Here is a 14,351-nt window from a genome sequence, read left to right as displayed (position 1 = left end):
CGCACGTAAAGCCCCATGCTCGGTACGCGTACAACAACGCGGCCTATCATGGGGCTTGCGTCTAGGGGGCGGGGTGTAACTCCAATCACTGGACGCGCGTTGGGCCTTACGTAGACTGAGGCGCTCGCAGCGAAGCGTCACGCCGACTCGCTTCGCGGCACCATCACGCAGGGAGTTACGACCGTGGCAAGTGGCAACGCGATCCGAGGAAGCCGGGTCGGGGCGGGGCCGATGGGCGAGGCCGAGCGCGGCGAGTCCGCCCCCCGGCTGCGCATCTCCTTCTGGTGCTCCAACGGGCACGAGACGCAGCCGAGCTTCGCCAGCGACGCGCAGGTCCCCGACACCTGGGACTGTCCGCGCTGCGGCTTCCCCGCAGGACAGGACCGGGACAACCCGCCGGACCCGCCGCGCACCGAGCCGTACAAGACGCACCTCGCGTACGTACGGGAGCGGCGCAGCGACGCGGACGGCGAGGCGATCCTCGCCGAGGCCCTCGCCAAACTGCGCGGCGAGATCTAGGACTTGAGCACCGGCCAGGCCCCGAGAGGGTGTCTGGCCGGAGGCGTCTGGGAACGCCTCCGGGTGGGGTGCGCCCAGTCAGGGGCGCGAGGCTCTGTTTGCCATGCGGCTCCGCCGCGTGGGCGCGACCAGCCACAGCGGTCCCGCAGTGAACCAACCACCCGCAGTCCCGAGCTCTCTTTCCCCTGCCCCGAGGCGGAGCGCCGCCGCGCTCCATTAGGTTGGGACCGGCACCGGGCAAGGCACGCAGGACAGGAAAGAAGGCTGAAGTCCCAGATGAACGCAGACAGCCGCACCAGGCTCAACCAGACGCCCGAGTGGACGGCACTGGCCAAGCACCGGGAGGAGCTGGGGGACGTCCAGCTGCGCGAGCTGTTCGCCGCCGACCCCGGACGCGGCGCCGGGTACACGCTCGAGGTCGGTGATCTGCACGTCGACTACTCCAAGCACCTGGTCACCGACGACACGCTGCGGCTGCTGAGGGAGCTGGCCGCCGCCACCGGCGTGTTCGGGCTGCGCGACGCCATGTTCCGCGGCGAGAAGATCAACACCACCGAGGACAGGGCCGTGTTGCACACGGCCCTGCGCGCCCCGCGCGACGCGGTGATCGAGGTCGACGGGGAGAACGTCGTACCCGGTGTCCACGCCGTGCTCGACAGGATGGCCGCCTTCTCGGAGAGGATCCGCTCCGGAGAATGGACCGGGCACACCGGCAAGCGCATCAAGAACATCGTGAACGTCGGCATCGGCGGCTCCGACCTGGGCCCGGCCATGGCGTACGAGGTGCTGCGCTCCTACACCGACCGCGACCTCACCGTCCGGTTCGTGTCGAACGTGGACGGCGCCGACCTGCACGAGGCGGTACGCGACCTCGACGCGGCCGAGACGCTGTTCATCATCGCCTCGAAGACGTTCACGACGATCGAGACGATCACGAACGCGACCTCGGCACGCGACTGGCTGCTCACCGAGCTCAAGGCCGGCCAGGAGGCGGTGGCCCGCCACTTCGTGGCGCTGTCGACGAACGCCGGGAAGGTGTCGGACTTCGGTATCGACACGGCCAACATGTTCGAGTTCTGGGACTGGGTCGGCGGGCGGTACTCGTACGACTCCGCCATCGGTCTGTCGCTGATGATCGCCATCGGCCCGGAGGCCTTCCGGGAGATGCTCGACGGGTTCCGGCTCGTCGACGAGCACTTCCGCGACGCTCCCGCCGAGTCCAACGTGCCATTGCTGCTGGGCCTGTTGGGCGTCTGGTACGGCAACTTCCACGACGCGCAGTCCCACGCCGTGCTGCCGTACAGCCACTACCTGTCCAAGTTCACCGCGTACCTGCAGCAGCTGGACATGGAGTCCAACGGCAAGTACGTGGACCGGGACGGCCGGCCGGTGGAGTGGCAGACCGGGCCGGTGGTGTGGGGCACGCCGGGGACGAACGGGCAGCACGCGTACTACCAGCTCATCCATCAGGGCACGAAGCTGATCCCGGCGGACTTCATCGGCTTCGCCGAGCCGGTGGCCGAGCTCAGCGACGGGCTCAAGGCCCAGCACGACCTGCTGATGGCCAACTTCTTCGCCCAGACCCAGGCGCTGGCCTTCGGCAAGACGCCCGAGGAGGTGCGGGCCGAAGGGGTCCCCGAGGACCTGGTGCCGCACAAGACGTTCAAGGGCAACCACCCGACGACCACGATCCTCGCGAAGGAACTCACCCCGTCGGTCCTCGGCCAGCTCATCGCGCTGTACGAGCACAAGGTGTTCGTCCAGGGCGCGATCTGGAACATCGACTCCTTCGACCAGTGGGGCGTCGAACTCGGCAAGGTCCTCGCCAAGCGCGTCGAGCCCGCCCTGACCGAGGGTGCGGACGTACCAGGTCTGGACGCGTCCACGGCGGCCCTGGTCGCCAAGTACCGTCGGCTGCGCGGCCGGTAGAAACACCGAGAGCCCCAGGCACTCCGCCTGGGGCTCTCTGCGCCACGACCGTCAAGCAGCGCTCAGGGCGACGACCGTCAAGCAGCGCTCAGGGCGACGACCGTCAAGCAGCGCTCAGGGCGACGCCGGCGGATACAGCGACCGCGGCAGCCGCGACGCCGCCGCCGCGTCCAGCAGCCACAGCGTGCGGGAGCGGCCGTACGCGCCCGCCGCCGGGGCCTGGACCTCACCCGCGCCCGACAGCGCGATCGCCGCCGCCTGCGCCTTGTCCTCACCGGCGGCCAGCAGCCACACCTCACGCGCCGCGCGGATCGCGGGGAGCGTGAGGGTCACCCGGGTGGGCGGCGGCTTGGGGGCGCCGTGCACGCCGACCACCGTCCGCTCGGTCTCCCGCACCGCGGGCAGCTCCGGGAAGAGGGACGCCACATGGGTGTCCGGGCCGACGCCCAGCATCAGGACGTCGAAGGTGGGGACAGCTCCGTGGTTCTCCGGGCCCGCCGCCCGCGCCAGGTCCTCCGCGTAACCGGCTGCGGCCGCGTCCACGTCGGCGCCGTACGGACCGTCCGACGCGGGCATGGCGTGCACGCGCTTCGGGTCCAGCGGCACCGAGTCCAGGAGCGCCTCGCGGGCCTGGGCGATGTTGCGGTCCGGGTCGCCCTCGGGCAGGAACCGCTCGTCGCCCCACCACAGGTCGAGGCGGCCCCAGTCGATCGCGTCCCGGGCGGGGGCCGCGGCGAGGGCGGCCAGCAGGCCGTTGCCGTTGCGGCCGCCGGTGAGGACCACGGAGGCGGAACCGCGCGAGGCCTGGGCGTCCACGATCTTCGTGATCAGCCGGGCCGCGGCGGCCTGCGCCATCAGTTCCTTGTCGTGGTGCACGACCAACTGGGGAGTGCTCACTTCGTCGCCGCCTTCTTGACCGGGGGCATCTGTGCGGGGGACGGCCGGTCGCCGTCACCGTCGACCGAGGACGACGCGGGAGGGGCGGCCGGCAGGGCGGGCAGGGACGTCCGCGCGGAGGACTCCGATCCCGGCTGCGACCCCGGCGGGAGCGCGTCCGGCACCTCGGACGGCGCGGGCGACGCGGGAGCCGGGACCTTCGGCACGCTCGGCGTGCTCCCGCCCAGCCGGTCCACCCCGAATCGCAGTGCCGACGCGTACGTGTCGTCCGGGTCGAGCCGCCGCAGCTCCTCCGCGATCAGCTCGGACGTCTCGCGCCGCTTGAGCGCCACCGCGCGGTCCGGCTGGCCCTGGACCTCCAGCGTGGCCATCGCCCCGTCCGGCCGGTGCAGCGCGATGGGACCGCAGGTGGTCTCCAGCCGCACCCCGGTCAGACCGGGACCGGAGGAGACACCGCGCCGGACGTGTACGTGGAGCCGGTCGGCGAGCCACATGGCCAGCAGTTCGACGCTGGGGTTGAACTCCTCGCCCGTCACCTCGGCCGAGATGACCTCGCAGCGCACCTGGTCGAGGGCGGCGGCCAGCACGGAGCGCCACGGCGTGATCCGGGCCCACGCGAGGTCGGTGTCACCCGGCTCGTAGCTGTCTGCCCGGGCCCGCAGCTCGTCGACGGGCTTCTCCGCCGAGTAGCTGTCGGTGACCCGGCGCTGGCCCAGCGCGCCCAGCGGGTCCTTGGCCGGGTCGCGCGGGGCGCCCACCGGCCACCAGACCACGACCGGGGCGTCCGGCAGCAGCAGCGGGAGCACGACGGACTGGGCATGGTCCGACACCTCGCCGTACAGCCGCAGCACGACCGTCTCGCCGGTGCCCGCGTCCGCTCCCACCCGCACTTCGGCGTCCAGCCGGGACGACGTACGGTTGCGGAGCGAACGCGAGACACGGCGGATGACGACGAGGGTGCGTGAGGGGTGCTCGCGCGAGGCGTCGTTGGCGGCCTTCAGGGCGTCGTAGGCGTTCTCCTCGTCGGTGACGATGACGAGGGTGAGCACCATGCCGACGGCGGGCGTGCCGATGGCGCGGCGGCCCCGGACCAACGCCTTGTTGATCTTGCTCGCCGTGGTGTCGGTGAGGTCTATCTTCATGGCCGGCGCCAGCTCCGTCCTTCTCGCTGCAGCATCTGGTCCGCCTCGACCGGGCCCCAAGTGCCCGCCGGGTACTGCGCGGGCTTGCCGTGCTTGTCCCAGTACTCCTCGATCGGGTCGAGGATCTCCCAGGACAGCTCGACCTCCTCGGTGCGCGGGAAGAGGTTCGAGTCGCCGAGCAGGACGTCGAGGATGAGGCGCTCGTACGCCTCCGGGCTGGACTCGGTGAAGGACTCGCCGTACGCGAAGTCCATCGACACGTCCCGGATCTCCATGGAGGTGCCGGGCACCTTGGAGCCGAAGCGGACCGTGACGCCCTCGTCGGGCTGGACGCGGATGACGACCGCGTTCTGGCCGAGCTCCTCGGTGGCGGTGGTGTCGAAGGGGGAGTGCGGGGCGCGCTGGAACACGACCGCGATCTCCGTCACACGGCGGCCCAGGCGCTTGCCCGTGCGCAGGTAGAACGGGACACCCGCCCAGCGGCGGTTGTCGATCTCCAGCTTGATCGCCGCGTACGTGTCGGTCTTCGACTGGCGGTCGATGCCGTCCTCTTCGAGGTAGCCGATGACCTTCGCGCCGCCCTGCCAGCCGGCCGAGTACTGCCCGCGCACGGTGTCCCGGCCCAGGTCCCTGGGCAGCCGCACCGCGCCGAGCACCTTGGTCTTCTCGGCGGCGAGCGCGTCCGCGTCGAAGGAGGCGGGCTCCTCCATGGCGGTCAGCGCCATCAGCTGCAGCAGGTGGTTCTGGATGACGTCACGGGCGGCGCCGATGCCGTCGTAGTAGCCGGCGCGGCCGCCGATGCCGATGTCCTCGGCCATCGTGATCTGCACGTGGTCGACGAAGGACCGGTTCCAGATCGGCTCGAACATCTGGTTGGCGAAACGGAGCGCCAGGATGTTCTGGACGGTCTCCTTGCCCAGGTAGTGGTCGATGCGGAAGACCTGGTCCGGGGCGAAGACCTCGTGGACGAGCCCGTTGAGCTCCTCGGCCGACTTCAGGTCGTGGCCGAAGGGCTTCTCGATGACCGCGCGGCGCCAGGAGCCGCCCGTCTGGTCGGCCAGCCCGTGCTTCTTCAGCTGCTGGATGACCACCGGGAACGCCGACGGCGGGACGGAGAGGTAGAACGCGAAGTTGCCGCCCGTGCCCTGCGCCTTGTCGAGCTCCTCGATCGTCTCGCGCAGCCGCTCGAACGCGTCGTCGTCGTCGAAGGTGCCCTGGACGAAGCGCATGCCCTGGATGAGCTGCTGCCAGACCTCCTCGCGGAAGGGCGTGCGGGCGTGCTCCTTGACCGCGTCGTGGACCTCCTGCGCGAAGTCCTCGTGCGCCCACTCGCGGCGGGCGAAGCCGACGAGCGAGAAGCCCGGCGGCAGCAGCCCGCGGTTGGCGAGGTCGTACACCGCAGGCATCAGCTTTTTACGTGACAAATCGCCTGTGACGCCGAAGATGACCAGGCCCGACGGCCCCGCGATACGCGGGAGCCGTCGGTCTGCGGGGTCACGAAGCGGATTCGCTCCGGTACCGGAAAGGGGGGCCAAGGTTTCAGCCCTCCGAGGGGGCGAGGCGCTGCAGCTCCGCCTCGGTCGACTTGAGCAGGTCGTTCCAGGACGCCTCGAACTTCTCGACGCCCTCGTCCTCCAGGAGCTGGACCACCTCGTCGTAGCCGATCCCGAGCGCCTCGACCGCGTCGAGGTCGGCACGCGCCTGCTCGTACGTGCCGGCGACCGCGTTGCCCCGGATCTCGCCGCGCTCCTCGGTGGCGAACAGGGTGGCTTCCGGCATGGTGTTCACCGTGTTCGGCGCGACCAGCTCGTCGACGTACAGCGTGTCCTTGTACGCCTTGTCCTTGACGCCCGTCGAGGCCCACAGCGGACGCTGCTTGTTGGCGCCCGCGCTCTCCAGCGCGCTCCAGCGGTCGGAGGACTGTGTCGAATTGTCGGCAGAGCCGAACACCTCCTCGTACGCCTGGTAGGCGAGCCGCGCGTTGGCGACGCCCGCCTTGCCGCGGGCCGCCTTGGCCTCGGGCGTGCCGAGCGCGTCGATCCGCTTGTCGATCTCGGTGTCCACACGGGACACGAAGAACGACGCCACCGAATGGATCTTCGACAGGTCCAGGCCGCGCTCCTTGGCCTTCTCCAGACCCGCCAGGTAGGCGTCCATGACCAGGCGGTAGCGCTCCAGCGAGAAGATCAGCGTCACGTTGACGCTGATACCGAGCCCGATGGTCTCGGTGATCGCGGGCAGGCCCGCGTGCGTCGCAGGGATCTTGATGAGCGTGTTCGGGCGGTCCACCAGCCAGGCGAGCTGCTTGGCCTCGGCCACCGTCGCCTTGGTGTTGTGCGCCAGGCGCGGGTCGACCTCGATGGAGACCCGCCCGTCCTGGCCGCCGGTGGCGTCGAAGACCGGGCGCAGGATGTCCGCGGCGTCCCGCACGTCCGCCGTGGTGATCATGCGGATGGCCTCTTCCACGGTGACCTTGCGGGCGGCGAGGTCCGACAGCTGCTGGTCGTAGCCGTCGCCCTGCGAGATCGCCTTCTGGAAGATCGAGGGGTTGGTGGTGACGCCCACGACGTGCTGCTGGTCGATCAGCTCGGCGAGGTTGCCGGACGTGATCCGCTTGCGCGACAGGTCGTCCAGCCAGATCGCGACGCCTTCCTCGGAGAGGCGCTTCAGTGCGTCTGTCATCGAAAATGCATCTCCTACGTGTCGTATATGAGCGTCAGCGCTGGGCGGCCGCGATCGATTCCTGGGCGGCGGCGGCAACGTTCTCGGCAGTGAAGCCGAACTCGCGGAAGAGGACCTTGCCGTCGGCCGACGCACCGAAGTGCTCCAGCGAGACGATGCGGCCCGCGTCTCCCACGTACTTGTGCCAGGTCAGTCCGATCCCGGCCTCGACCGCGACACGCGCCTTCACGGCCGGCGGCAGGACGCTGTCCCGGTACCCCTGGTCCTGCTCCTCGAACCACTCCACGGACGGCATGGACACGACCCGCGTGGGCACGCCCTGCGCCTGGAGCCGCTCACGCGCCTCCACGGCGACGTGCACCTCGGAGCCCGTCGCGATGAGGATGACCTGCGCCTCGCCGCCCTCGGCCTCGAACAGGACGTAACCGCCCTTCGCCGCACCCTCGTTGGGCTCGTACGTCGGCACGCCCTGACGGGTCAGCGCCAGGCCGTGCGGGGCGCCCTTGCCGAACTCCTTGGTGTACCGCTTGAGGATCTCGCGCCAGGCGATGGCGGTCTCGTTGGCGTCGGCGGGGCGGACGACGTTCAGGCCCGGGATCGCGCGCAGCGAGGCGAGGTGCTCGATCGGCTGGTGGGTGGGGCCGTCCTCGCCCAGGCCGATGGAGTCGTGCGTCCACACGTACGTCACCGGCAGGTGCATCAGCGCCGACAGGCGCACCGCGTTGCGCATGTAGTCGGAGAACACCAGGAAGGTGCCGCCGTAGATACGGGTGTTGCCGTGCAGGGCGATGCCGTTCATCTCCGCGGCCATGGAGTGCTCGCGGATACCGAAGTGGATCGTGCGGCCGTACGGGTTCGCCTCCGGCAGCGGGTTGTCCGCCGGCAGGAACGAACTCGTCTTGTCGATCGTGGTGTTGTTGGAGCCGGCCAGGTCGGCCGAGCCGCCCCACAGCTCCGGGACGACCGCGCCGAGCGCCTGCAGCACCTTGCCGGACGCGGCACGCGTGGCCACACCCTTGCCGGCCTCGAAGACGGGCAGGTGCGACTCCCAGCCCTCGGGGAGCTCGCCCGCACAGATCCGGTCGAACTCGGCAGCACGCTCGGGGTTGTTGGTGCGCCACTCCCCAAGCTGCTTCTCCCACACCGCGCGGGCCTCACGGCCACGCTCACCCAACGCGCGCGCGTGGGCCAGGACCTCGTCCGCCACCTCGAAGTGCTGCTCGGGGTCGAAGCCGAGGACGCGCTTGGTGGCCGCGACCTCCTCCTCGCCCAAAGCGGAGCCGTGCGCGGCCTCGGTGTTCTGCGCGTTCGGGGCGGGCCAGGCGATGATCGAGCGCATCGCGATGAACGACGGCTTGTCGGTGACCGCCTTGGCCTTCTGGATCGCCTCGTACAGCGCGGCCGGGTCGAGGTCGCCGTTCTCCTTCGGCTCCACCCGCTGCACATGCCAGCCGTACGCCGCGTACCGCGCGACGACGTCCTCGGACACGGCCGTCTCGGTGTCGCCCTCGATCGAGATGTGGTTGTCGTCCCACAACAGGACCAGGTTGCCGAGCTTCTGGTGACCGGCCAGCGAGGACGCCTCGGCGGAGATGCCCTCCTGCAGGCAGCCGTCACCGGCGATCACGAAGACGTGGTGGTCGAAGGGGGAGGTGCCGGGAGCGGCGTCCGGGTCGAACAGACCGCGCTCGTAGCGGGCGGCCATCGCCATGCCCACCGCGTTGGCGACGCCCTGGCCGAGCGGGCCGGTCGTCGTCTCCACGCCCTTGGTGTGCCCGTACTCGGGGTGGCCCGGCGTCTTCGAACCCCAGGTGCGGAACGCCTTCAGGTCGTCCAGCTCCAGGCCGAAACCGCCCAGGTACAGCTGGGTGTAGAGGGTCAGGGACGAGTGGCCCGCGGACAGCACGAACCGGTCACGGCCGGTCCAGTCCGGGTCGGAGGGGTCGTGGCGCATCACCTTCTGGAAGAGGGTGTACGCGGCGGGCGCGAGGCTCATCGCCGTACCGGGATGGCCGTTGCCGACCTTCTGTACGGCGTCGGCGGCCAGGACGCGGGCGGTGTCGACGGCCCGCGTGTCCAGATCGGTCCACGCGAGATCTGTAGTGGTCGGCTTGGTGCTCACCCTGAGTCAGGGCTCCTCTCCACATGTCCATGCCGGTGTTCTCGGCGGCACCGGCCGCTGTCGAGCCTACCCCTGGAAGAACGCGCGATTTTTCGAGTCGTTCCAGAGTCATTCGGGCGTCACCCCACAGTCGTTCCAGACTGCCGGGACCGTCCCCGATCCGCCGCCCGACCGGCGGATTCCGCATAGTGAGACCCGTGGATTCCGTAGTCGACACGTGAATACGCGCCAGGCCGCCGCCGCGCTCAATCGAGTGGGGCTCGGCTCTTCGCGCGAACGCCGCCGCACCTCGCAAAGGGCGCCGTTGCACCCCGCACAGGGGGCCGGTGCCCCCTTCCCGCACCGCCTTCCAACACGACCCCACCCCCACGAAGGGCGCGGTTCGGGCAGCGGATACAGTTCCGTGAGTACGCGCGAGCCTTTACCGGCTGTTCACACCGGTACCGGGTGTTCCACCGAGGCTCGCTGGGATGTCTCTGTCAGGGGTGTACGTGACGGCCGTCGAATCCCGTCCACCGGGAGTTCTCGGGGCGAGCAGCACGAGCAGCAGCCGGGGCCAGCGGCCGTTCGCGGCCCGCGTCAAGGCGTTCGTGGCACTGACCAAGCCGCGGATCATCGAGCTTCTGCTGATCACCACGGTGCCGGTGATGTTCCTGGCGGAACAGGGCGTGCCGGACCTCAAGCTGGTGCTGCTCACCTGCGTCGGCGGGTACCTGTCCGCGGGCGGCGCCAACGCGCTGAACATGTACATCGACCGTGACATCGACGCTCTGATGGACCGCACCTCGCAGCGGCCCCTGGTCACCGGCATGGTCAGCCCGCGCGAGTGCCTCGCGTTCGGCATCACCCTCGCCGTCGTCTCGACCCTTCTGTTCGGCCTGACCGTCAACTGGCTGTCGGCCTGGCTCGCGCTGGGCGCGCTCCTCTTCTATGTCGTCGTGTACACGATGATCCTGAAGCGCCGTACCTCGCAGAACATCGTGTGGGGCGGCATCGCCGGCTGCCTCCCGGTGCTGATCGGCTGGTCGGCCGTGACGAACTCCATGTCGTGGGCGCCGATCATCCTCTTCCTCGTCATGTTCTTCTGGACGCCGCCGCACTACTGGCCGCTGTCCATGAAGGTCAAGGAGGACTACGCGCGCGTGGGCGTGCCGATGCTGCCGGTCATCGCCTCCAACAAGGTGGTCGCCAAGCAGATCGTCCTCTACAGCTGGGTGATGGTCGCGGTCTCGCTGCTGCTCACCCCCCTCGGCTACACGGGCTGGTTCTACACGGCGGTCGCGCTGCTGGCCGGCGGCATGTGGCTGTGGGAGGCGCACGGCCTGATGAACCGCGCCAAGGCCGAGGTGACGGGCGCCAAGCTCAAGGAGATGCGGCTGTTCCACTGGTCGATCACCTATGTGTCGATCCTGTTCGTGGCGATCGCGGTGGACCCGTTCCTCCGCTAGCCGCTCCTCGATTCGCCGCTCGGGCGGGGTACGTGGTCAAGGCCACGCACCTCGCCCGTCGCCGTTTGATCTACCCGTGGGTAGCATCTGGACATGGCAGACACACAGCAGGTTGACGAGGGCACGGGCGCGAAGAAGTCCACGAAGGCCGAGCGCACGGCGGCCCGGCTCGCCAAGCAGATCGGCTCCTTCTCCAAGGCCCACGGCGGGGCCGAGGCCCAGGTCGCGTACATCGGCCAGCGCGGCGCCCGCATCGTGCTGGTCGGCGAGGACGGCGGCTGGGGCGACCTCGTGGCCCCCACCTACGCCATCGCCGAGCAGGCCGTCCAGAGGGCCGGAGTCACCGTCCACGACGACTTCGACGGCGACTTCGCGGCCAAGGTGAAGACAGGTCCGTACGAGTGGAGCCGCATGGCGGGCATCCAGCTGGGCGGCCCGCGCAACGGCTGAGGGCTCCGCGACCAGGCCAGGGCCGCGCCCCGTAAGGGGCGCGGGGAACTGCGCGAGCAACCGCTGACGGCCCGCAGTCGCCGACCCGGACGCACCCCTACGAACAGACCGCTCCCACGGCCTCCTCAGTGAGAGCAACACCTAGTCCCCGGTTCACCCGTTAAGACCTGTAAGCAGCGCAGCGTCTACACGGGGGTCCTCGGATGATCGAAACGCCGTCCCTGGTCGACCAGTACTGTCACGGCGTGCTGCGGACGGAACTGGGCCTCGGCACGTTCGAGGCCCACCTCGCGCGCAGCGAGGGCCCGCCCGCGTCCGGCACCACGTTCTTCGACACACAGACCGGCTTCGCCGTACGCCGCTGGTGCCCGCCCCTGCTCGGCCTGGAGCCGCACTGTCCGCCCGCCCGCTACCTGGCCCGGCGCCGTGAGCTGGGCGTCCTGGAGGCGGGGCGGCTGCTGCTGCGGGGGAGCGGCATCACCACGTACCTCGTGGACACCGGTCTGCCCGGCGATCTGACCGGCCCCGCCGAGATGGCCTCCGCGGGCACGGCCGAGGCCCACGAGATCGTCCGTCTCGAACTCCTCGCCGAGCAGGTCGCCGACACCTCCGGCACCGTCGAGTCGTTCCTCACCAACCTCGCCGAGTCGGTGCACGGAGCCGCGGCCAACGCGGTCGCCTTCACCTCCGTGGCGGGCGTGCGGCACGGTCTCGCGCTCGCGCCGGAGCCGCCCGGGCCAGGGGAGGTGCGGGGCGCGGCCGGTCGCTGGCTCGCGGACCGCGGGGTCGGCGGCACGCTCACCGACCCCGTGCTGCTCCGCCACCTGCTCTGGATCGCGGTCGCCTCCGGCCTGCCCCTCCAGCTCCACGCCGGCCTCGGGGAACCCGGCCCGCGCGCCGACAGCGCGGACCCTGTGCTCCTCACCGACTTCGCCCGGGCCACCGCCGGCCTGGGCACCGACCTGGTCCTGCTGCACGGCTACCCCTACCACCGCCACGCGGCCCACCTCACCGCGGTCTTCCCGCACGTGTACGCCGATCTGGGCGCCGAGCTCGTCCGGACGGGCGCGCGGGCGGCCGCCGTCCTCGCCGAGGTGCTGGAGCTGGCACCGTTCGGCAAGCTCCTCTTCTCCAGCGGCGCCCACGGCCTGCCCGAACTGCACGTGGTGGGCGCCCGGCTGTTCCGGGAGTCGCTGGCGCGGGTGCTGGGGACGTGGGTGGCCGAGGGCTCGTGGTCGCTGGCGGACGCTCAGCGGGTGGCGGGACTGATCGCCGCGGGGAACGCGCAACGGGTGTACGGGCTGGAGTGACGGTCGAGACTGACTGCATGACCCGCAGTGACGCGACCGACCGCCTCCTCGACCGCTTCCTCACCGAACTGCGCGACCTGGCCCCCGTCGCCGTGTGGGCCCACGGTTCACTCGGCGGGGGCGACTACCAGGAGGGCCGCAGCGACCTGGACCTGATCGCGGTCCTGGACGACCCGATCACGACGAGAGACGTCTGGCGGGTAGCACGGCTGCATGCCCGTCTGCGGCACGAGCCGCTCACCGGCAACCTGCACTGCACCTATCTGACACCCCGAAGTGCGGCAGGGGCGGAGCGGCGGCACCTCACCTGGGCGCACGAGGAACTGTTCAAGCGGCCCGTCACCCCCGTGACCCGGCGCGAGCTGCACACCTTCGGGCTGGTGCTGCACGGAGAGCCGCCCAAGGGCCTGCTGCCGCCGGTGACGGACCTCGAACTCGCGGAGTTCGTCGTGCGCGACCAGCGGGACTTCTGGCGACGGGAGGTCGACCGGGCGAGCAACTGGACGCGGGACGTCTGGGTCGATCTGGGAATCGTCACGTACGCACGGGCCGCGGTCACCCTGAAGGAGGGTCGGCTGATCACCAAGAAGGAGGCCCTCGACCTGCTGCCCCGCCTGGGCGCTCCCGTCGAGGTGGTCGAGGACGTCAGGCGGCGCCGATACGAGGAGGGACCGGGTGCCGTGCCGACCGAGGAGTGGACGGCCCGCAGGGCCGAGCTGACCAGGGCGTACCTCGGCCCGGCGATCGAGGCTCTCGTACGGGACTACACGTGAGCCATGCGTGGCCCCACGCGTGACTCACGCGCGCGTGGGCACCGCTTCCGTCGACGGCTCCGGCACGTCCACCGTGATCTCCGGCCGCTCCCGCAGCGACAGCACCACGCGCAAGGTGGCGATCCACACCAGACAGGAGCCCAGCATGTGCGCGCCCACCAGCACCTCGGGCAGGTCGGTGAAGTACTGGACGTAGCCGATGACGCCCTGTGCGAGCAGCACGAGGAACAGGTCGCGGGTGCGGTGGAGCGGAACCTTGGGGGAGTCGACCGCCTTGAGGACGAACCACAGGGCGAACGTCAGGGTCACCACGATCCAGGCGAGCACGGCGTGCAGCTTGGTGACGTCCTCCCAGTTCACCGGCATGCGCTCCACGTCACTGGAGTCGCCCGCGTGCGGACCCGCGCCGGTCACGACCGTACCGACCGCGATCAGCAGGACCGTCGCCGCGACCAGGAACCACACGAGCTGCTGCACGGCCTTGCCGACCAGCGGGCGCGGCGGGGCGTCGCTCTCCCGCGTGCGCTGCCACATGACGGTCGCGACCGCGATGAGGGCCGAGGTGAGCAGGAAGTGCGCGGCGACCGTGTACGGGTTGAGGCCGACCAGGACGACGATGCCGCCGAGCACCGCGTTGCCCATGACGATCCAGAACTGGGCCCAGCCCAGCCGCGTCAGGTCCCGCCGCCACGGCTTGTGCGCGCGGGCGGCGACGATCGCCCAGCCGACGGCGGCGCACAGCACGTACGTCAGCATGCGGTTGCCGAACTCGATGGCGCCGTGCACGCCCATCGCGCTGGTCGCGGTGAGTGAGTCGTCGGTGCACTTGGGCCAGGTCGGGCAGCCGAGACCCGAGCCCGTGAGGCGTACGGCGCCGCCGGTGACCACGATGACCACCGACATGACGAGTGCGGCGAGGGCCGCCCGCTGAACCGTCCTGTGGGTCGGTGTCCAGCGTTCGGCGATGAAGACGGCGGGGTTGCGCACGAAGGCGGTGGCGTCGGCGCGGGTCACTTTTGGCACGCGCCCCATGGTAGGCCGCCGCTTGTGCACGGTTTCACGAGGGGTGGTCCTCATTC

At 70.5% G+C, this 14,351-nt stretch carries 12 protein-coding genes; 6 read left to right on the top strand and 6 right to left on the bottom strand.

Annotated features, from left to right (window positions below; all coding sequences use genetic code 11):
- Positions 1 to 183 precede the first annotated feature (183 nt).
- Both ACZ49J_RS11340 and pgi read left to right on the top strand, forming a co-directional pair.
- The gene (locus ACZ49J_RS11340; protein WP_003957010.1) at positions 184 to 519 is read left to right on the top strand and encodes an RNA polymerase-binding protein RbpA; all 336 of its coding nucleotides are present in this window, start codon (positions 184 to 186) and stop codon (positions 517 to 519) included.
- A 276-nt stretch (positions 520 to 795) separates the two neighbouring features.
- Entirely contained in the window at positions 796 to 2,448 is a 1,653-nt protein-coding gene (gene pgi / locus ACZ49J_RS11335; RefSeq protein ID WP_467451243.1) for a glucose-6-phosphate isomerase, read from the top strand.
- A 114-nt stretch (positions 2,449 to 2,562) separates the two neighbouring features.
- Here the strand turns inward: pgi and pgl are convergent, their stop codons facing one another.
- Genes pgl through tkt form a run of 5 tightly spaced genes read right to left on the bottom strand, consistent with a single transcriptional unit; the run spans position 2,563 to position 9,291 of the window.
- Positions 2,563 to 3,345, bottom strand: a complete 783-nt coding sequence (gene pgl / locus ACZ49J_RS11330; RefSeq protein WP_467451241.1) for a 6-phosphogluconolactonase — start codon at positions 3,343 to 3,345, stop codon at positions 2,563 to 2,565.
- Positions 3,342 to 4,487, bottom strand: a complete 1,146-nt coding sequence (gene opcA / locus ACZ49J_RS11325; RefSeq protein WP_467451240.1) for a glucose-6-phosphate dehydrogenase assembly protein OpcA — start codon at positions 4,485 to 4,487, stop codon at positions 3,342 to 3,344. Before opcA ends, pgl begins: the two co-directional genes overlap by 4 nt.
- The gene (gene zwf / locus ACZ49J_RS11320) at positions 4,484 to 6,022 is read right to left on the bottom strand and encodes a glucose-6-phosphate dehydrogenase (RefSeq protein WP_467451239.1); all 1,539 of its coding nucleotides are present in this window, start codon (positions 6,020 to 6,022) and stop codon (positions 4,484 to 4,486) included. The genes opcA and zwf overlap by 4 nt, the downstream gene beginning before the upstream one ends.
- Positions 6,023 to 6,026: 4 nt before the next feature.
- Positions 6,027 to 7,169 carry a transaldolase gene (gene tal, locus ACZ49J_RS11315; protein ID WP_467451237.1) on the bottom strand — a complete coding sequence of 381 codons (1,143 nt, stop codon included), beginning with the start codon at positions 7,167 to 7,169 and terminating at the stop codon, positions 6,027 to 6,029.
- Between the two features lie 34 nt (positions 7,170 to 7,203).
- On the bottom strand, positions 7,204 to 9,291 hold the full coding sequence (gene tkt / locus ACZ49J_RS11310; protein ID WP_467451235.1) for a transketolase: 2,088 nt from the start codon (positions 9,289 to 9,291) through the stop codon (positions 7,204 to 7,206).
- A 485-nt stretch (positions 9,292 to 9,776) separates the two neighbouring features.
- Here tkt and ACZ49J_RS11305 point away from each other — a divergent pair, with 485 nt between their 5' ends.
- From ACZ49J_RS11305 to ACZ49J_RS11290, 4 genes are all read left to right on the top strand, one after another.
- Entirely contained in the window at positions 9,777 to 10,739 is a 963-nt protein-coding gene (locus ACZ49J_RS11305) for a heme o synthase (protein WP_467451337.1), read from the top strand.
- 93 nt (positions 10,740 to 10,832) lie between these two features.
- Entirely contained in the window at positions 10,833 to 11,189 is a 357-nt protein-coding gene (locus tag ACZ49J_RS11300; protein WP_467451233.1) for a hypothetical protein, read from the top strand.
- Positions 11,190 to 11,392: 203 nt separating this feature from the next.
- Positions 11,393 to 12,499 (top strand): amidohydrolase family protein, encoded by a 1,107-nt coding sequence (locus ACZ49J_RS11295; protein ID WP_467451232.1) that lies wholly within the window; start codon positions 11,393 to 11,395, stop codon positions 12,497 to 12,499.
- Positions 12,500 to 12,516: 17 nt separating this feature from the next.
- On the top strand, positions 12,517 to 13,272 hold the full coding sequence (locus ACZ49J_RS11290) for a nucleotidyltransferase domain-containing protein (protein ID WP_467451230.1): 756 nt from the start codon (positions 12,517 to 12,519) through the stop codon (positions 13,270 to 13,272).
- Between the two features lie 24 nt (positions 13,273 to 13,296).
- Here ACZ49J_RS11290 and ACZ49J_RS11285 read toward each other — a convergent pair whose 3' ends face one another.
- Positions 13,297 to 14,304: a COX15/CtaA family protein gene (locus ACZ49J_RS11285; RefSeq protein ID WP_467451229.1), complete on the bottom strand. Its 1,008-nt coding sequence runs from the start codon at positions 14,302 to 14,304 to the stop codon at positions 13,297 to 13,299.
- Positions 14,305 to 14,351 lie beyond the last annotated feature (47 nt).

The organism is Streptomyces sp. NPDC030840, assembly GCF_055572015.1.
This window is presented reverse-complemented; position numbering and strand designations above follow the sequence as displayed.